Source organism: Prevotella sp. FD3004 (assembly GCF_000746155.1).
In the GTDB taxonomy this organism is placed as follows: domain Bacteria; phylum Bacteroidota; class Bacteroidia; order Bacteroidales; family Bacteroidaceae; genus Prevotella.
Genome location: NZ_JQKR01000008.1, coordinates 237,873 through 256,451, shown reverse-complemented (window position 1 = coordinate 256,451; position 18,579 = coordinate 237,873). Strand labels below are relative to the sequence as shown.

The window sequence follows — 18,579 nt, the reverse complement described above, 5'->3', positions numbered from 1 at the left end:
CGTCAAACGGACAAAAATAGTAATAACAAAAGGTAAATAGTAAAATAAGGTAAGAAGGTTGTTTTTATGATACACTTACAAGACATCAACAAAACCTACCAGGGAGCTCAGCCGCTTCATGTATTAAAGGGCATCTCGCTCGACATCGCTAAAGGTGAGTTCGTTTCTATTATGGGCGCTTCAGGCTCAGGAAAATCCACATTATTAAATATATTAGGTATATTGGATAATTATGATTCTGGTACCTATGAGTTAGCCGGAGTGCCTATCTGGGACCTCTCAGAGCGTAAAGCAGCTGAGTATCGTAACCACATGATAGGCTTTATATTCCAATCATTTAATCTCATCTCTTTCAAAACCGCCGTGGAAAACGTTGAGTTGCCATTATTCTATCAGGGGGTCGGTCGCAAGAAGCGTCACCAGATGGCTTTAGACTATTTGGACCGTCTGGGACTGCTTGATTGGGCTGACCATTACCCTAACGAACTGTCGGGAGGACAGAAACAACGTGTGGCAATAGCCAGAGCGCTCATCACCAAACCACAGATTATTCTGGCCGACGAGCCTACGGGCGCACTCGACTCGAAGACCTCTGTGGAGGTGATGCAGTTGCTCAAAAGGCTGAATCAGGAAGATGGTATGACTATTGTCGTAGTGACTCATGAGAGTGGTGTGGCGAATGAGACTAATAAAATTGTCCACATCAAAGACGGAATTATTGGTCAGATAGAGGAGAACCTCGATCACAACGCAAGTCCATTCGGTATCAACGGCATGATGAAGTAAATAGATTATGAGAGATATAGTAAGTGAAATATGGTCGACTGCCAGGCGCAACAAACTGCGTACTACGCTTACAGGCTTTGCTGTGGCATGGGGAATCTTTATGCTCATTGTGCTGCTGGGCTCGGGCAATGGCCTCATAAATGCCACTATTTTGCAAAACCAGCGTTTCTTGTCGTCTTCGATGATTGTCTATGGTGGCGAAACCTCAAAAGCATATCATGGTTTTAAGGAAGGCCGCTGGATCAATCTCCAGAAGCGTGACATCAATACTACGGAGACGGAATTTAAGGAGAATATTGATGAGGTGGGAGCGCAGTATCGTACTTCTGCAACCATTAGTTTGGGACAGCAGTATATCTCAACCTCTGTCTGTGGCGTCTACCCAAACCATACAAAGATTGAGAAAATGGAGATGCTTTACGGCCGTTTTATCAATGATGTTGATATAAATCAGAGTCGTAAAGTGCTTATCGTAAGCAATAAGCAGGCAAAAGAGCTTTGTCCGAAAGACTATAAAAAACTTTTGGGTACTTATGTTAAGGTGGGCAATTTTGCCTTTAAAGTGGTAGGCATCTATAAGGAGAGAGAAAACAGCCGAGCAGATGCTTATTCTTCATATTCAGCTATCAAACGCATCTATGGAGCCAAGGACGATGATGCAGGACGTATCGAGTTTACTTTCCACGGTCTGGAATCCGACGGAGAGAATTTAGAATTTGAGAAGGCCTATCGCAAGCGTCTGAATGAGAATCACCATGTTCATCCAGAAGATGAAAGTGCTATTTGGATTCGTAATAACTACAGACAGAGTCTTCAGATGGATCTGGCGGTAAAAGTTATCCATACGGCGCTTTGGGTGGTTGGACTTCTGACATTGCTCTCTGGTATCGTGGGTGTATCGAACATCATGCTTATCACGGTGAAAGAGAGAACTCACGAGTTCGGTATTCGTAAGGCCATTGGCGCTAAACCATGGAGCATCCTGAAACTGATTATTGTCGAAAGTGTAACCATTACCACCTTTTTTGGCTATATCGGTATGGTATTGGGTATAGCGGCTAATGAATATATGGATGCTACGGCTGGTCATCAAGTGGCAGACTTTGGAGCGGGTTCGATGGCGATGTTTATTGATCCGACGGTAGGACTGGATGTGTGTATCGAAGCAACGATGGTCATGGTGATCGCTGGAACGATAGCCGGTCTAATCCCTGCCTTTAAAGCAAGTAAAATCCGCCCCATCGAGGCATTAAGAGCAGATTAAGATTATGAAAATAGATATAGATTCATATAGAGAAATACTTGATACGCTGACTCGTAATAAGTTGCGTTCGTTCCTGACGGGATTTGGCGTGTTCTGGGGCGTATTCATGCTTATTGTACTTATTGGTGGAGGTTCAGGTATTAAGGAGCAGATTCAGAAGAATTTCCAGGGCTTTGCTACTAACTCTGCTATGATCTGGGCTCAGAATACTTCGAAACCATATAAGGGATTCCGCAAGGGCCGTTGGTGGAGTATGGACTATAAGGATGTAGCACGACTCAAACATCAGGTGCCCGAACTCGATGTAGTGACGCCTATCTTGTTTGGTAGCAGTAGTTTTGCCTATTATGGCGATAGGAAGGCGAGTATTAATGTATCAGGTGTAGAGCCTTCGTATTGTGCCATTCAGGAACCGTTGTTGCGCTATGGACGTTACATCAACGATATGGATATTAAGGAGCGCAGAAAGGTCTGCGTTATCCAGAAGAAGGTGTATCAGGAGTTGTTTAAGGATGGAGGCGATCCTTGTGGTAAATCTATCCGTATAGACTCTACCTATTATCAGATTGTGGGTGTAGACTTTGGCGCTGCAGAAGGTATAAGCTTTAATGGAGAGCCTGGAACGGGTATCTGTTTGCCTTTCTCTCAGATGCGGCAAGCCTATAATCTTGGTAATCGCGTACATTTGATTGGTGTTACCGCAAAGCCTGGTGTCGTGATGTCGAAAATATCAGACCGAATCCGAGAAACCATTGCAAGGGCTCACTATGTCGACCCAACAGATGAACAGGGAGCGATGTTGTTTAATACGGAAGTGGTATTCCAAATGCTTGACAGCCTGATGTCGGGTTTGAACTTACTTATTTGGCTCGTTGGTATTGGAACATTGTTGGCTGGCGCTATTGGCGTATCAAATATTATGATGGTGACAGTGCGCGAGCGAACTACAGAGATTGGTATTCGAAGAGCGATTGGAGCTACGCCAAAGATGGTTCTTAGTCAGATTATATCAGAGAGTATCGTTTTAACTCTTGTCGCGGGTATGAGTGGCATCCTGTTTGGAGTGTTGATACTCCAGATGTTGGAGATGGGAAGCATGGAAGACGGTATTATAACCACTCATTATCAGATAGGTTTCTGGAAAGCCATTTTCTGTGGCTTCGTGGTCAGCTCGTTAGGCGTGCTTGCAGGATTAGCCCCTGCGGCCAGGGCTATGAGCATCAAGCCTGTTGATGCAATGAGGGACGAGTAAAAACAATATAGAATAAAAAAAACAATAAATAATATAAGGTATGAAAAGGTATAGAAAACTTATTATCGCAGCGATTATCGCTTTGATTTTCATTGGAACATTCGTATTCCTCTGGAAGAAGGGTCAACCCAAGGAAGTTGTCTATAATGAGTATACTCCAAAGGTGGAGAACATTCAGAAGACAACGATCATCACTGGAAAGATTGAACCTCGTAACGAGGTGAATGTGAAGCCGCAGATTTCTGGTATTATCACAGAACTCTACAAGGAACCAGGCGACTATGTGAATGCAGGAGATGTGATAGCTAAGGTAAAGGTAATACCAGACATGGGACAGCTCTCAAGTGCTGAGGCACGTGTACGCCTGGCAGAGATTAATCTGCAGCAGGCTCAGGTGAACTTCAATCGTGAAGAGAATCTTTACAACCAGAAACTGGTTTCTGCTGATGACTATGATAAGGTGAAACAGAGCCTTCAGCAGGCAAAGGAAGAGAAGGCTGCTGCCATAGATGCGCTTCAAGTTGTTCGCGATGGTGTGTCGCAGTCGAATGCCAAGGCCTCGTCTACACTCATCCGTTCAACAATTAGTGGCGTTATCCTCGACGTTCCTGTAAAGGTGGGTAACTCAGTGATTCTGGCTAACACTTTTAACGATGGTACCACTATTGCTACTGTGGCCAATATGAACGATCTTATCTTCCGTGGCAATATTGATGAGACTGAAGTAGGTCAGCTGGTCAGTGGCATGCCTATGAAGATTACTATCGGCGCCTTGCAGGACCTGAGTTTCGATGCGGCTTTGGAATATATCTCTCCGAAGGCTGTTGAGAATAACGGTGCCAACCAGTTTGAGATTAAGGCTGCTGTGAAACTGACTGAAGGAGGCAAAATCCGTTCTGGTTATAGTGCTAATGCTGAAATTGTATTGGACAAGGCCGAGAAGGTGCTTAGCATTCCTGAGAGCGCTATCGAGTTCAGTGGCGATTCCACCTTTGTATATATCATAAAAGGTTCTGGAAAGCAGAAGTCATATGAGCGCAAGCTGGTTGAAACAGGCCTTTCTGATGGTGTGAACATTGAAATTAAGAAGGGCGTGACTACCAAGGATAAGGTTCGTGGACCAGAGATTATTGCCGAAGATAATAATGAATAAGTGTTATGAAAATGAAGAAAAAGAATCATTGTTTGATGAGGGTAATAGGGATTTCATTTATCATTTCCTATTTCTCATTCAGCCCAGCATGGGCACAGAAGCAGTGGGGGCTTCGTGAGTGCTGCGATTATGCCGTAGAACATAATATCAGTATCAAACAGCAGGCCAACCAGTGTCGTCAGCAGGAACTGCAACTGTCAACAGCTAAGAACTCGCGTCTGCCGGATGTTAGTGCCAGTGTTGGGCAGAACCTCAGTTTTGGTCGTGGCTTGACTTCCGATAATACTTATGCGAATACTAATACGACCAATACTTCAATGGGGATTAATACCAGTATGCCTCTCTTTACAGGCTTCCGTATCCCTAATGAAATCAAGATGAATCAACTGAATCTTGAAGCTTATACTGCGGATTTAGAAAAGGCTAAGAACGATATCCGTATGCAGGTGGCTCAGGCTTATGTGCAGATTCTCTATGATATGGAGATCTCTGATGTGGCTCATCGCCAGATTGCTATCGATTCAGCTCAGGTGGCTCGTCTTCAGGCTTTCGTAGAGAATGGTAAGGCTTCTGAGGCAGAACTCTCTCAGCAGAAGGCTGCACTGGCTAACAGCCATTTGACAGCTACTCAGGCTGATAATAACACACGTTTGGCTCTGCTTACACTGACTCAGTTGCTTGAGTTGCCTACGCCCGATGGTTTTGCTATCGTGCGTCCTAACCCTGACGAGTTGCCTACAGACATGGTTCTCATGACTACTCCTGATCAAGTCTATGCAGAAGCTTTAGGAGTAAAGCCGGAGATTGCTGCTCAGCAGCTGCGCTTGAAAGCCTACGAGCACAATATCAAGGTGGCTCAGGCTGGTCACTATCCTACACTTTCTTTGGGCGCTGGACTATCTACGAACTATTATACCGATTCTGGCCGCTCCAATGATAGCTTTGGAAAACAGCTTGAGGATCGTTTCTCGCAGAGCATCAGCCTGAATCTGAATGTGCCCATCTTTAATCGTTTCCAGACACGTAATAATGTACGCAATGCTCGGATTCAGTTTGAAACACAGCAGCTACAGGTCGACAACACTAAAAAGACATTATATAAGGAGATTCAGCAGGTATACTACAATGCTTTGAATGCTCAGACCAAGGAGAAATCTTCAAAAGAAGCTCTCCAGAGTTCAAAGGATGCCTTTGAGTTGATGCAGGCCAAGTACGAGAATGGCAAGGCTACAATCACTGAGTTTAATGAAGCCAAGAATGCCTACCTGAAAGCAGAGTCGGATTTGGTTCAGGCTCGCTATGAGGATCTCTACCAGCATGCGCTCCTCGAGTTCTATCGTGGTAAAGAACTGAATTTCTAAGGACATGAAGTTAGTCGTAATGAAACCCCTAGTTTCATTACGACTAACTCATAGTTTCATTACGACAAACTATTACTTTGTTACGTACTTCTTTTTATTGTTGATATAGACCCCCTTGACCTTAGGCGTTTCTGAGAGTTTGCGACCACATAAATCATACCAATTTGTGTCCTTGTAGCCATTGATTGATAATGGTTGTATGAAGGATGCGGAACTATCAGCAAACTTCTTCAGTTCGTATAGGGCTGGCAGGGCGCGGCCTGTCTCGTTGTCAAAGAGTGAGGCATCATACCATTTGTCGGTTACGCGCTTGGTGCTCCAGTCGAGCCCATACTCATTAGCTTCGAGGAACCACCAGAAGAGTCCGTTTACGTTAGGATGCTTGTTCAGCATTGTAATCAGGTCTGCTGTAAACTTCTGTTGTCCCTCGTAGGTGAGAGGATATCCTGTTTCCTTATCGCCCATCTTGTAGCGATAGCCGCATCCGGTCTCTACTACCATGATTTGTTTCGATGGAAAAGTCTGTTCGAACTTGGTAATAGTGGTGTTCAGTTGTGCGATGTCGCAATGAAAGTAAGGATAATAACTGGTGCCTATAATATCGTAGTCAACGCTGTTGTCGTCTAGCCGCTTGTAAAAGTCGGTTACGAGTGCCGTGTTGGCTGCTTGTTCCGTATGGATGATAATCTTGGCCTCAGGGCACACCTCACGGCATGCATTGCCTGCAGCTTTCAGACATTTGGTAAAGTTGTCCCAGTGTTTATCGGTATAACCAGTCCATTCGGAGTTCACTTCGAGATGACACCCCTGCTGCTCCCAGTCTTCGTATTGTCCATTGACCTCCATGCCCCAAAGCATACCGAAGCTGATTTCATTTCCTGTCTGGATGAAATCAGGTGTGGCTCCTGCTGCTACCAGTTCCTCTAAACAATCCTTGGTGTACTTATAGACGGATTGATCTATTCCCCAACTGTTAACGGACCATGAGAAAGGTATATCCTGTTGTCCAGGGTCGGCCCAGGTGTCGCTATAATGGAAATCGAGCATCAGCTTCATTCCAGCATCCTTAATCTTCTTACCCAGTTTCTTTACGTATGGAATATCCTGACATACACCTTCGCCCTGTTGCTTCTCTGAGGCACGGCTGGGGTCGACGAAAAGGCGGACTCTCATGGCGTTCATGCCCTGCTCTTTCAGAAAGGTCAACAGATCATTAATGGCAGCACCGTCTTTGTCCATATAATTGGCTCCGTGCTCTTCGTATTTTGTGAGTAGCGAAATATCACCACCAACATATTTCTGCGCCTTGATGAAGTTTGATGGGAGCAGTAAAACTATGATTAAAAGTATTTTTATTCGATTCATATCTCAGTAGTTATAGTATCTTTGGGCTGCAAAGGTAGTATTTTTTTGCGTTGTTTCAAAGCGATATCTTGTTTTTTTATTGCAAATATTTGTTAGTTTCGATGAAAGGTTGTACTTTTGCACTCGAATTATGGTACACCGTGAGAGATTATTGTTTTATTTAAGAGCAAACCTGTTAGTTTGGCTTCTTCTGTTTTTTCCTTCTGTAACGACCCATGCACAGGAGGAAGAGAAAATGCTGGAGATGTTCCGCGAGTTCCGCGAACTATATGAGGGGGATGCAGAGGAAGATTTTTATAAGAAGGCTCATGAGTATGAAGAAGTTCTTAAGAAGAATAATCGCCTTTCCGATTATTATAAGATTAAATGCAATGAGGGCTTCTACGATGTGCGCCATATGCACATCTACCAGGCAATGGAGACTGCCAAAGAACTCGACGAGGATGTACGCAAGAATGGCGACACCGAATATTATTATCTGGCTACGGGACTTTTTGGCGACGTCTATCGCGTGAGCTACGACACTCCCAAGGCCAAACGCTATTATCTTGAGGCATTGAAGCAGGTAGGTAATCGTGACCCGAAGTTCTCGATGACCACCTATCTGAATCTTGCTAACCTCTTGAATCTTGCCGACCCGGAGACAGCAATAGCTTATGCTGACAAGTCTATCGATCTGGCCAAGAAAATCGACAATATGGAGTTCTTGTCACTCTCGTTGGCTACAAAGGCATTTGTGACATTTCTTATAGACGACGATGGTAAGGACTTCGACTTAATATATGAACGCTATTCTTACCTGAAGAGTCGTAACGATCCAGGCTTTAATCATCGTTATGATGGTGTAATGGACGCAGCCCATGCTGCTTATAATCATCGGTATGATGAGGCAATCGGAATCATTAAGAATCAACATTTGAATGTAGATAGTGCCCTGAGTGTGATTCGAGTTTACACACTAGCGGGTGATGTTAAGAGTTGTTATGCTTCCATGCGCAGTCTCTACAATGATCTTGATTCGGCTTTCAGTGTTACCCAGAATGCCAATTTCGATATTATCTCTACAGAGCGCGATCTGATGCTGAGTCGTGAAGAAGCAGCTAGTAATCGTGAACTCATAAGAAGTATGAGTCATTGGATTATAGGTCTTTTCCTTACGTTCCTTATTATATATATATTAGGCCGTCGCCAGTTGCTTAGGAAGATAAGGAGACAGAATAAGGAACTGAAGAATGCTTTAGATAAGGTTGAAAAGGCAAACCATATGAAGTTGCATTTCATTACTGGAATGGGGCGCGAACTTCGAACACCGCTGAATGTCGTTGCAGGCTTTTCTCAGGTTCTGAGTAGTCCGGATTTTAGTCTTACAGAGCAGGAACGAAAGGAAATGCATGAACGCATCAGTGAGAACATTGACAAGTTGACAAATGCCATCAATAGGATGGAAGCTTTCTCAAAAGAAGAATAAAATAAAGAAGCCCCTCACTAAACGAAAATGGTGAGGGGCTTATCTTTTCTGCTTATTTCTTATGTCTGTTGGCACGCTGCTCGCGATACTTGGCTTTTTGCCTTGCACTGCCGCTTCCGTGCGCTCCAGTGATATACTGCTTTTTCTTGGCTTTGGTCTTCACCTTGCCATCATCTTTCGGCTTGTCACCTCCACGTCCGAAGTTGATACCGTTTTCGAGTATATTCTGAAAATCATCCATAATCAATCTGTTTTTAATATATGTGGCTTAATGATGGAACAGTCTGACGCCTGTAAATGCCATAGCGATATCGTATTTGTCACAGGTGTCAATTACATGGTCGTCGCGAACCGAACCACCTGCCTGTGCGATAAACTCAACACCACTCTTATGAGCGCGCTCAATGTTGTCGCCAAACGGGAAGAATGCATCAGAACCAAGGGCTACCTTTGTATTCTTTGCAATCCATTCCTTCTTCTCCTCCATAGTCAGTACCTCTGGCTTTTCTTTGAAGAATTGCTGCCAGGTTCCTTCACGTAGTACGTCATCATGATCCTCTGAGATATACACGTCGATAGTATTGTCACGATCAGCACGACGGATGTTGTCGATGAAAGGCAGGTTCATCACTTTAGGATGCTGGCGCAACCACCAGATGTCTGCCTTGTTTCCTGCCAAACGAGTGCAGTGAATACGGCTCTGCTGACCAGCACCGATACCAATGGCCTGACCGTCTTTTACGTAACATACTGAGTTTGACTGGGTGTATTTCAGTGTGATGAGAGCGATAATCAGGTCGCGCTTGGCCTCAGGAGTGAATGTCTTGTTTTTGGTGGGCATGTTTTCAAACAGTGCCTCGTCATCGAGCTTAATCTCGTTGCGGCCCTGCTCAAAGGTGATGCCAAACACCTGTTTGCGCTCAATAGGTTCGGGTTGGTAGTTGGGGTCAATCTTAATCACGTTGTACGTACCCTTGCGCTTGTCCTTTAGGATTTCAATAGCCTCAGGAGTAAAATCGGGAGCAATTACACCATCGCTAACTTCACGTTTCAGCAATTTGGCTGTGGTTGCATCGCAGGTATCACTCAAAGCTACGAAGTCTCCATAGCTCGACATGCGGTCTGCGCCGCGTGCTCTTGCATAGGCACATGCAATAGGACTTTCGTCCAGATCTTTTACGTCATCAACGAAGTAGATTTTCTTCAGCGTGTCTGAGAGAGGCAGGCCTACGGCAGCACCTGCAGGACTCACGTGTTTAAATGAGGCTGCGGCAGGCATGCCTGTAGCTGCTTTTAGCTCTTTTACAAGCTGCCATGCATTAAAGGCGTCGAGGAAATTAATGTATCCAGGGCGACCGTTAATCACTTCGATGGGTAACTCGCCCTCAGCTATGAAAATACGCGAGGGCTTCTGGTTGGGATTGCATCCGTACTTGAGTGCTAGTTCTTTCATTGTTATCGCAGTTTTATTTTTTATTTTGTGTGCAAAATTAGTGTAAAAATAATGAAATGCCAAATTTTATTTGTAATTTTGCAGCAAACTTATATTATATTCTTACTATGCAAAAGAAACGCGTTGCGCTCCGCAAATTGCTGGAGGCTGTTGAGAAAGAGATTCTGAGGAAGCCTGATCGTAAGACCCTCGATCGTTTGTCATTGTTAGCTGGCTTTCAGAACTGGGAATCTTTTCAGGAGGCACTTCATGGTGAAACCAGTGCCGATGAGAATTACAAATAAAAAAAGGGGCTCCGCAATGGAACCTCTCTTTTTTTGCTTTTCTTATTCAGCAGTAATGGCACGACGCTTCTCCTTAATACGGGCAGCCTTACCAGTGAGCTTGCGCAGATAGTAAAGCTTAGCGCGACGAACCTTACCTACCTTGTTGATCTCGATGCTCTCAATGTTCGGAGACTCGATTGGGAAGATACGCTCTACGCCAACAGTACCTGACATCTTACGAACAGTGAAGCGCTTCTTGTCACCGTGACCTGCAATCTTGATGACTACACCACGATAGAGCTGGATACGCTCCTTAGAACCCTCGATAATTTTGTAAGCGACAGTGATAGTGTCACCAGCCTTGAACTCTGGGAACTTCTTGCCGGTTGCAAATGCTTCTTCAGCAACTTTAATTAAATCCATCTTATTCTTTAAATAATTAAATTTGTTGTATCGTTCCAACGCAACATAACAGGCCTCTCGATACTTCCTGCCAGCGATTACGCCGAAAAGCGGGTGCAAAGGTACGAATAAGTGAGCAAAATACCAAATATTTATAAATTAAAATGCATTTATTTCTATTTTTTTTGTATCTTTGCCCCATTAAAACTACTTAGTATGTTTAAGAAACAAGTTTTTTTTAGTGCTTTTGCCATGCTGACAATTGCTTCTTGTGCCCCCAAGCATTATCAGCTTACCGGCGTTGACCGCACTCGTATCATTGTTGACAGCCGTTACGATCAGAATCCGGATGCCTCGGCTACTGCATTCTTGGCGCCCTATAAGCGGATTAACGATAGTATCATGGGGCCCGTTGTGGGCATTGTAGCACACAATATGCACGCCACTCGTCCTGAGAGTGACCTCTCTAACCTGTTGGCTGATATCTTGGTGTGGGCGGCTAAGGATTATGGTGAATCGCCTGTATTGGGTGTCTATAATATGGGAGGTATCCGCGCTGATCTTACCAAGGGGGAAGTTACCTATGGTAATGTGCTTGATGTTGCCCCTTTTGAAAACCGCATCTGTTTTACCACACTTTCTGGCGAGAAGATGCTTGAACTGTTCCGCCAGATTGCCTATAGGGGAGGCGAGGGCGTGAGTCATGGAGTAGAACTTGAGATCGAAATGGCTCCTGATGATACAGGACGACTGCTCTCTGCTCGTCTATATGGTCAGGAGATTGATCCTCAAGGAGAGTATCGCGTTGCAACCATCAACTATCTGATTGAAGGTAACGATGGCATGCCAGCTCTCAGAGAGGGCACCAATGTCGTTGCACCTGCCAATCCCAGCAACAACACACGCTATCTTATTATGAATTATTTCCGTGACCATCAGGCTCGTGGCGTGGTTGTCGATTCTCAAGTTGAAGGACGTATAAAAGTGAAATAATTATGAAACGTTTACACCTTATTATAATAGTAGCACTGTTGTCAGTGTTCGCAGTGAGTGCCAAGAAACAAAAGCAACTCGTCATTCTCCATACTAATGATACCCATTCCACCATCATGCCTCTTAGTTCGAATCTTGATAATAAGGATCTTGCTGGTCGTGCGGGTTTCCTCCGTCGTGTTAATATGATTAAGGAACAGCGTGCCCAGAACCCAGACCTCCTGCTCTTCGACTCTGGCGACTTCAGCCAAGGCTCGGGCTATTATACGCTTTTCAAAGGTGAAGTGGAGGTTGGTCTCATGAATGAAATGGGTTATGACTGCGCAACTATCGGCAACCACGAGTTCGACTTTGGTATGGACAATATGGCTCGTCTTTTCCGCATGGCAAACTTTCCTATTGTGTGTTCTAACTACGACTGTACAGGTACGGTGCTCGAAGGTCTCGTCAAACCCTATATCATACTGAAGCGTAGTGGTGTGAAGATTGGTGTCTTTGCTCTTTCGCCAAAGATGAAAGGACTTGTCTTCGATGGCAATTGCGAGGGTATCGCCTTCCTCGATCCTGCGGAAACAGCACAGAAGTATATCGATATTCTCCGTAAGCAGGAAAAGTGCGATCTGGTAATCTGTGTTTCTCACCTTGGATGGAACATTGAAGGCGATTGTGATGAGAAGTTCCTGAGTCAGACGGAAGGTTGTGACCTTGTGCTGGGAGGACATACTCATACTTATATGCCTACACTCGAATATGCCCCCGATAAGAATGGTAAGCTAATTCCCGTTGATCAAAACGGAAAGCATGGCGCTTTCGTGGGTAAACTTATTCTGAATCTTGAAAAATAATCATTCGAAGTAAAACGTCAGAACAATCATTTTGCTGTGGCCGCTGGTCACAGCATTTGTATATATTCGTTTGTTTGCATCCTTTAGTTCTTCCGCATGCTTGTGATCTATAGCATCGCTCAGACTGTAGCAGAACTTCAGCTCGGGGATGAGCTTAAAGAATGGCAGATAGAAGTCACATCCCAATCCAACTTCCAGGAACAGGTCGCTCCGTTTTAGTTGAACAAAGTCTTGACTCTTGCCTGTCAGATTGATCATCGGGTTGATACCAGCAGTCATGTAGGGACGGTAGTTGTTCCACCGCTCAGCACAGAACTTCAAGTCTAGGGGGAATGCCACGTAGGTGTTCTTCATGTCCTGTCTTTCCTCATGTGGCAGTTCTTCCTGCTGACCCATATCTGTCAGATTGTAGAAGGTCAGGTGTTTGGCACCGAAGTGCATGGTGGGCGAGAAACGCAGGTTCAGATATTCGTTCAGGCGTAAGTTGGCCAGTACGCCTACTGAGAATCCGGTATTCCACCGGTCGGCATCGCATACGATAGTCTGCTGTTGTGTGGTTCCGTCTTCCAGAGTTATAGTCTGAGGGCCAATGTTCTCGAATTCAACATCCTGTAGGTTCATACCTACGAGGATGCCAAAATGCATGGGGCGCAAGTCGATATACGGCTTGTGCTGGATAGTGCGTTTTTGCGAGAAACATGTTGTCGCAAGAAGCAGAGTTATAATGGTAATAATCTTCCTATGCATAGTTAAAATAATAACGAAAAAAAAGACGGGATATTATGTGTTTTGTTATTTCGACAATGTATAAATAATAAAAAAAGTCTACCTAATATTTGGTATTATCTAGGAAATGTTGTACTTTTGCATCGCAAAAAGTGAGTATAATATAGTATTAATAACTTTAATTTTATAAATTATGGCATACGTAATTGGCGAAGACTGCATTTCATGTGGAACATGTGCAGGTGAGTGCCCAGTAGAGGCTATTTCTGAAGGCGCAGAGCGCTATGTAATTGATGCTGATGCTTGCACAGAGTGCGGCACATGCGCTAGTGTTTGTCCTTCTGAGGCTATCAGCCTTCCCTAAATTAGAACTAGGACATATCAAAAAAACAGTTTTAGAGTGCTCTCAGTAATGAGGGCACTCCTTTTTATTATCCAGATGATGGTGTAGTTCTTTGTAAGTGTAAGATAATCCATATAAATTCGTTGTATTTTCTATATAGTAGAAGCGAAAACTATTGTACCTTTGCACCCAGCAAACAATCAATGAAGGAATATGCGGAGTTATAGTAAGGGATATCTCTATTTTATCTGTGCCGTTTCGGCAATGGGCGGATTGCTCTTCGGCTACGACTGGGTAGTTATCGGTGGTGCCAAACCATTCTACGAGTTGTTCTTTGGTATCAATGATTCTCCTTTGGTACAAGGTGTGGCGATGTCAACAGCTCTGATAGGTTGCCTGGTTGGTGCTATGGTAGCAGGGAGTGCTGCCGATAGATACGGGCGTAAGCCTTTGTTGGTTCTTTCTGCCGTATTGTTTACAGTGTCGGCTGTTGCTACGGGTCTTTTTAGTAATCTGTCCTTATTTAATATAGCTCGCTTTATAGGAGGTGTTGGTATAGGTATAGCTTCTACTCTGGCTCCAATGTATATTGCGGAAGTTAGTCCGGCAGATATTAGAGGACGTATGGTGAGTCTTAACCAGATGACTATTGTTTTGGGTATTTTAGGTGCTCAGGTCGTGAATTGGCTGCTGGCCAAGGATACAACGGTAGCAGCAGCTCAGGTATGGAATGTGGAATGGGGCTGGCGCTGGATGTTCTGGGCGGAGACGTTGCCAGCCGCATTGTTCCTTTTGATGAGTTTGTTTATTCCAGAGAGTCCTGTATATCTGAGGATGAAGTCAGAGCCACAAGCGTTTAGTAAGAAAAAGGAAGCAGGCATGAATGAGCTGTTACAAAATAAATACAGACACGTGTTGCTGTTGGGACTTGTAATTGCTGTATTCCAGCAGTGGTGTGGTACCAACGTTATCTTCAACTATGCACAAGAGATATTTGTTGGCGCCGGCTTTGATGTTGACGATATGTTTATCAACATTGTCATTATAGGTATAGCAAATGTTGTATTTACTGTTGTAGCCCTTTATACTATTGAGAAATGGGGACGTCGTATGTTGGTTCTGTTAGGCGCTGGCGGCTTGGGGATGATTTATCTTATTTTGGGTTCTTGTTATTTTATGGGTATGACAGGCATATTGATGGTTGCGCTTGTTGTTGCTGCAATATCGGTCTATGCCATGACGCTAGCCCCAGTTACCTGGACTCTTTTGGCTGAGATATTCCCTAATCGTGTGAGAGGAATAGCGATGGCTACCTGTACTTTTGCTCTCTGGGTAGGCTGCTGTACTCTGACATTCTCGTTCCCCTCGATGAATGCTGCTCTTGGAAGCAGCGGTACCTTCTGGATTTATAGTGGTATCTGTATCTGTGCCTTTATATTCTTGTTTCGTTGTTGTCCAGAGACCAAAGGAAAGAGTTTGGAGGAACTTGAAAATGAATTAGTCATATAAGAAATTATATAACGATGGTAAAAGCTTGGCGAGAGATGGTGACAATTCCGACCTATGAGGTTGGTAAACCAGAAAAGAACCCCATATTCCTTGAAAAACGTGTCTATCAGGGCAGTAGCGGTGTGGTTTATCCTTATCCTGTTATCGAGACGATGAGCAATGAGAAGGTGGATAAGGACTATCAGGCTATCTGGATAGAAAACGAATATATTAAAGTGATGATATTGCCGGAACTGGGTGGTCGTGTACAGATGGCCTATGACAAAATAGCCAAACGTCATTTTGTGTACTATAATCATGTCATCAAACCGGCACTTGTCGGACTTACTGGTCCTTGGATTAGTGGCGGTATTGAGTTCAACTGGCCGCAGCACCATCGTCCAACAACATTTATGCCTGTCGACACTTGTATCGAAGAGAATGCTGATGGCAGTATTTGTGTTTGGGTGAATGAGATGGAGAAAATGTCTCATCAAAAGGGTATGGCGGGCTTTACATTGCACCCGGGTCGTGCTTATCTTGAGATTAAGGGCCGCTTGTATAATCGAACAGATGTGCCGCAGACTTTCCTTTGGTGGGCCAACCCAGCTGTAGAGGTGAACGATGCCTATCAGAGCGTATTCCCGCCTGATATCAACGCTGTGTTTGATCATGGAAAGCGTGCTGTTTCGTCGTTCCCCATCGCCACGGGTACCTATTATAAGATGGACTATTCAGCAGGTGTTGATATCTCGAACTATAGGAATATCTATGTACCGACGAGTTACATGGGTATAAATTCTCGCTTTAACTTTGAGGGTGGTTACGAAAACGACACTCAGGCAGGTATGCTACATGTAGCTAGTCATCACTTCTCGCCAGGCAAGAAACAATGGACATGGGGCAACGGTGATTTCGGTCGTGCGTGGGATCGCAACCTGACAGATGAGGCAACACCTGAGGAAATGAAACGATGGGGTATCGAGCGTAAGGGCTTTCGTCCTTATATAGAGTTGATGGCTGGTGTCTATACCGAGAATCAGCCAGACTTCACGTGGCTGATGCCCTACGAGGAAAAGATGTTTACTCAATATTTCATGCCCTATCGGGAGTTGGGTGTGGTGAAGCAGGCTACCAAGGATCTGATATTCAATATTAATGAGGTAGGCGATGGCAAGGTTGAGTTCAAACTCTTTGCAACAAACAAACAGCATGTTTCTATTATTCTTCGCAACGACAAAGGGGAGATGTACTACCAAAGGGAACTAACAGTATCGCCAGAGAATGTACTTACGGAAACTGTTGATACTAAAGATGCCAAGATGGACGAACTTAGCTTTGAGATTGTGAAAAGCTTTGTATATGGCCAGCGTATTGTGCTTTCCTGGCATGCTGAGGCTGATGTTATTCGTCCTGTCCCTGATAGTGCCGAGCCTGCCTTGTTGCCAAACCAGGTGAAAACTAACGAACAACTCTATCTGACGGGTCTGCATCTGGAACAGTATCGTCATGCCACATGGAATGCTACCGACTATTATGAGGAGGCTCTTCGTCGCGATCCTTATGACATCCGCTGCCTGAATGCTATGGGATTGTGGTATATCCGCAAGGGATGTTTCCAGAAAGCAGAGGATTATCTGCGCAGGGCAGTCAAATTATCGCAAAAGCGCAATCCCAATCCATACGACAGCGAACCTATCTATAATTTGGCTCTTGCTTTGAAATATCAAGGGCAAATCGATGAAGCTTATGACTGTTTTTGGAAAGCTACATGGAGTAAGGCTTGGGCAGATGCCGGTTATTTTGAGGCTGCTAAAATCAGTACAATGCAGGGGCGCTATGAGGATGCTCTTGATGAAATAGACCGTTGCTTGAATAACAACTGGCATAACCACAAAGCCCGTGTCTTGAAAGTGGCCGTTCTGCGCAAGTTGGAATGCAAAGATAAGGCCTTATCACTCATCAGAGAATCGTTAGATATCGATCTTTTCAATTATGGTTGTCGTTATGAACAATATCTGATAACCCATGATCAGACAATGCTCAATGAGATAAAGACTATGTTGCGACATAGCAGCCAGAATTATGATGAATTAGCACTTGATTACCTGGCCGCAGGACTTACTGAAGAGGCTGAGGCTATTTGGGAGATGGCCATCAGTGAGGAGGCAACTAGTCCTATGACCTATTATTATATGGGTAGATATGACGAGGCTGAGAATGCTGATAGCAGTTATTGCTTCCCTAACCGTTTAGAGGATATTCTTGCGCTTGAAAATGCCAAGGAGAAAAATCCGGTAGGAGCTAAGGCTCCTTATTATCTTGGATGCCTCTACTACGCAGCCCGTCAGTACGAACTTGCTATCGAGAATTGGGAACGTTCCGCTCGTCTCAATCCAACATTCCCTACAGTATGGCGCAATCTTGCTTTGGGACGTTTTAATAAGCAGAATCGTCAGGAGGAAGCTCTCGAATATATGGAGAGAGCTTTCCATCTTGATGAAAACGATGAACGTGTACTGATGGAATTGGATCAGCTCTATAAACGACTACATCGTCCTCACAGCGAACGACTTGCTTTTTTACAGCGTTATCCTCAGCTCATTCAGCGTCGCGATGATCTTGTATTAGAAGAGATTACCTTGCTTAACGAGATTGGTCGCTATGAAGAGGCCATGCAAAAACTTGACAATCACTTTTTCCATCCATGGGAAGGAGGCGAGGGTAAAGTTTCGACTCAGTATCAGATATGCCGCGTGGAACTGGCTAAGCAAGCTCTTTGCGACAAGAATTACAAAAAATCCATCCGTTTGCTCAGTGAGTGCCTGGATTATCCTCATCACCTTGGTGAAGGAAAATTGTATGGTGCGCAGGAGAGCGATTTCTACTATCTGCTAGGAATCGCCTATGATTCTCTTGGGCAGAAAGAAAAAGCTGTCTGGTGTTGGGAAGAAGCTACGAAAGGACCACAAGAGCCAGTTGCCGCTATGTATTATAACGACGCAAAACCTGATAAGATCTTCTATCAGGGACTGGCCCTCTACAAGTTGGGGCGTATTGATGAAGCCCATGGACGTTTTTTCAAACTGATTAACTATGGTAAGCAGCATATTTTTGAAAAGCAGATTATGGACTATTTCGCGGTATCGTTGCCCGACTTGCTCATCTGGGAGGACTCTCTTGATATGAAGAATCTTATTCATTGTAAGTATATGCTTGCGCTCGGTTACACAGGTATGGGCAATACCGAAAAAGCACAGAAGTATTTAGCAGAGGTTGAGGCTCTAGACAATAATCATCAAGGCATTCAGCAACTTCGAACAACATTGGAGGATAATCTTGCTTGATGGCTTTACAATCTCAATCGATGATTAAAATATGTAAAATTATTCGGCTTTGCGATAGCATTGCCGG

At 44.4% G+C, this 18,579-nt stretch carries 17 protein-coding genes; 12 read left to right on the top strand and 5 right to left on the bottom strand.

The window, feature by feature from the left end; translation table 11 throughout:
- Positions 1–66: 66 nt before the first annotated feature.
- The 5 genes from T325_RS01260 to T325_RS01240 are packed head-to-tail and all read left to right on the top strand — an operon-like array spanning position 67 to position 5,816.
- Entirely contained in the window at positions 67–786 is a 720-nt protein-coding gene (locus tag T325_RS01260) for an ABC transporter ATP-binding protein (RefSeq protein WP_036909707.1), read from the top strand.
- 7 nt (positions 787–793) lie between these two features.
- The gene (locus tag T325_RS01255; RefSeq protein ID WP_036909706.1) at positions 794–2,050 is read left to right on the top strand and encodes an ABC transporter permease; all 1,257 of its coding nucleotides are present in this window, start codon (positions 794–796) and stop codon (positions 2,048–2,050) included.
- A 4-nt stretch (positions 2,051–2,054) separates the two neighbouring features.
- On the top strand, positions 2,055–3,302 hold the full coding sequence (locus T325_RS01250) for an ABC transporter permease (protein WP_036909704.1): 1,248 nt from the start codon (positions 2,055–2,057) through the stop codon (positions 3,300–3,302).
- Positions 3,303–3,342: 40 nt separating this feature from the next.
- Positions 3,343–4,455, top strand: coding sequence for an efflux RND transporter periplasmic adaptor subunit (locus T325_RS01245; protein ID WP_036909703.1), 1,113 nt, complete (start codon positions 3,343–3,345; stop codon positions 4,453–4,455).
- A gap of 11 nt (positions 4,456–4,466) precedes the next feature.
- A complete protein-coding gene (locus tag T325_RS01240; protein ID WP_231622167.1) occupies positions 4,467–5,816 on the top strand; it encodes a TolC family protein in 1,350 nt (449 codons plus the stop codon).
- Positions 5,817–5,888: 72 nt separating this feature from the next.
- Here T325_RS01240 and T325_RS01235 read toward each other — a convergent pair whose 3' ends face one another.
- Positions 5,889–7,181 (bottom strand): glycosyl hydrolase 53 family protein, encoded by a 1,293-nt coding sequence (locus tag T325_RS01235; RefSeq protein ID WP_036909700.1) that lies wholly within the window; start codon positions 7,179–7,181, stop codon positions 5,889–5,891.
- Between the two features lie 235 nt (positions 7,182–7,416).
- On the opposite strand from T325_RS01235, the gene T325_RS01230 reads away from it, so the two are divergent.
- Complete coding sequence (locus T325_RS01230; RefSeq protein WP_177172096.1) at positions 7,417–8,649, top strand: HAMP domain-containing histidine kinase; 1,233 nt, start codon at positions 7,417–7,419, stop codon at positions 8,647–8,649.
- Positions 8,650–8,701: 52 nt separating this feature from the next.
- Here the strand turns inward: T325_RS01230 and T325_RS01225 are convergent, their stop codons facing one another.
- On the bottom strand, positions 8,702–8,890 hold the full coding sequence (locus tag T325_RS01225) for a hypothetical protein (RefSeq protein ID WP_036909697.1): 189 nt from the start codon (positions 8,888–8,890) through the stop codon (positions 8,702–8,704).
- A gap of 27 nt (positions 8,891–8,917) precedes the next feature.
- Positions 8,918–10,126, bottom strand: coding sequence for a phosphoribosylaminoimidazolecarboxamide formyltransferase (locus T325_RS01220; protein WP_317039608.1), 1,209 nt, complete (start codon positions 10,124–10,126; stop codon positions 8,918–8,920).
- An 83-nt stretch (positions 10,127–10,209) separates the two neighbouring features.
- Here T325_RS01220 and T325_RS12655 point away from each other — a divergent pair, with 83 nt between their 5' ends.
- On the top strand, positions 10,210–10,386 hold the full coding sequence (locus T325_RS12655; RefSeq protein ID WP_156097616.1) for a hypothetical protein: 177 nt from the start codon (positions 10,210–10,212) through the stop codon (positions 10,384–10,386).
- Positions 10,387–10,428: 42 nt separating this feature from the next.
- Here the strand turns inward: T325_RS12655 and rplS are convergent, their stop codons facing one another.
- Positions 10,429–10,791, bottom strand: coding sequence for a 50S ribosomal protein L19 (gene rplS, locus T325_RS01210; protein WP_036909694.1), 363 nt, complete (start codon positions 10,789–10,791; stop codon positions 10,429–10,431).
- 195 nt (positions 10,792–10,986) lie between these two features.
- Here rplS and T325_RS01205 point away from each other — a divergent pair, with 195 nt between their 5' ends.
- Together T325_RS01205 and T325_RS01200 are read left to right on the top strand one after the other, a co-directional pair.
- Positions 10,987–11,763, top strand: coding sequence for a 5'-nucleotidase C-terminal domain-containing protein (locus T325_RS01205; protein WP_036909692.1), 777 nt, complete (start codon positions 10,987–10,989; stop codon positions 11,761–11,763).
- Positions 11,764–11,765: 2 nt separating this feature from the next.
- Entirely contained in the window at positions 11,766–12,608 is an 843-nt protein-coding gene (locus tag T325_RS01200) for a bifunctional metallophosphatase/5'-nucleotidase (RefSeq protein WP_036909691.1), read from the top strand.
- On the opposite strand, the gene T325_RS01195 is transcribed toward T325_RS01200, so the two are convergent.
- Positions 12,609–13,355: a type IX secretion/gliding motility protein PorT/SprT gene (locus T325_RS01195; RefSeq protein WP_036909688.1), complete on the bottom strand. Its 747-nt coding sequence runs from the start codon at positions 13,353–13,355 to the stop codon at positions 12,609–12,611. It abuts the gene before it with no gap.
- A 172-nt stretch (positions 13,356–13,527) separates the two neighbouring features.
- Between T325_RS01195 and T325_RS12505 the strand changes: the two genes are divergently transcribed.
- The 3 genes from T325_RS12505 (at position 13,528) to T325_RS01185 (ending at position 18,512) form a co-directional block, all read left to right on the top strand.
- On the top strand, positions 13,528–13,698 hold the full coding sequence (locus tag T325_RS12505; RefSeq protein WP_081910997.1) for a DUF362 domain-containing protein: 171 nt from the start codon (positions 13,528–13,530) through the stop codon (positions 13,696–13,698).
- 192 nt (positions 13,699–13,890) lie between these two features.
- Positions 13,891–15,186 carry a sugar porter family MFS transporter gene (locus T325_RS01190; RefSeq protein ID WP_036909686.1) on the top strand — a complete coding sequence of 432 codons (1,296 nt, stop codon included), beginning with the start codon at positions 13,891–13,893 and terminating at the stop codon, positions 15,184–15,186.
- Between the two features lie 14 nt (positions 15,187–15,200).
- Entirely contained in the window at positions 15,201–18,512 is a 3,312-nt protein-coding gene (locus tag T325_RS01185; RefSeq protein ID WP_036909685.1) for a tetratricopeptide repeat protein, read from the top strand.
- Positions 18,513–18,579: the final 67 nt, after the last annotated feature.

Coding starts and splice junctions, on each gene's coding strand:
- T325_RS01260 (WP_036909707.1), top strand. CDS start 67: ATGATACACTTACAAGACATCAACAAAACCTACCAGGGAGCTCAGCCG.
- T325_RS01255 (WP_036909706.1), top strand. CDS start 794: ATGAGAGATATAGTAAGTGAAATATGGTCGACTGCCAGGCGCAACAAA.
- T325_RS01250 (WP_036909704.1), top strand. CDS start 2,055: ATGAAAATAGATATAGATTCATATAGAGAAATACTTGATACGCTGACT.
- T325_RS01245 (WP_036909703.1), top strand. CDS start 3,343: ATGAAAAGGTATAGAAAACTTATTATCGCAGCGATTATCGCTTTGATT.
- T325_RS01240 (WP_231622167.1), top strand. CDS start 4,467: ATGAAGAAAAAGAATCATTGTTTGATGAGGGTAATAGGGATTTCATTT.
- T325_RS01235 (WP_036909700.1), bottom strand. CDS start 7,181: ATGAATCGAATAAAAATACTTTTAATCATAGTTTTACTGCTCCCATCA.
- T325_RS01230 (WP_177172096.1), top strand. CDS start 7,417: ATGCTGGAGATGTTCCGCGAGTTCCGCGAACTATATGAGGGGGATGCA.
- T325_RS01225 (WP_036909697.1), bottom strand. CDS start 8,890: ATGGATGATTTTCAGAATATACTCGAAAACGGTATCAACTTCGGACGT.
- T325_RS12655 (WP_156097616.1), top strand. CDS start 10,210: ATGCAAAAGAAACGCGTTGCGCTCCGCAAATTGCTGGAGGCTGTTGAG.
- rplS (WP_036909694.1), bottom strand. CDS start 10,791: ATGGATTTAATTAAAGTTGCTGAAGAAGCATTTGCAACCGGCAAGAAG.
- T325_RS01205 (WP_036909692.1), top strand. CDS start 10,987: ATGTTTAAGAAACAAGTTTTTTTTAGTGCTTTTGCCATGCTGACAATT.
- T325_RS01200 (WP_036909691.1), top strand. CDS start 11,766: ATGAAACGTTTACACCTTATTATAATAGTAGCACTGTTGTCAGTGTTC.
- T325_RS01195 (WP_036909688.1), bottom strand. CDS start 13,355: ATGCATAGGAAGATTATTACCATTATAACTCTGCTTCTTGCGACAACA.
- T325_RS12505 (WP_081910997.1), top strand. CDS start 13,528: ATGGCATACGTAATTGGCGAAGACTGCATTTCATGTGGAACATGTGCA.
- T325_RS01190 (WP_036909686.1), top strand. CDS start 13,891: ATGCGGAGTTATAGTAAGGGATATCTCTATTTTATCTGTGCCGTTTCG.
- T325_RS01185 (WP_036909685.1), top strand. CDS start 15,201: ATGGTAAAAGCTTGGCGAGAGATGGTGACAATTCCGACCTATGAGGTT.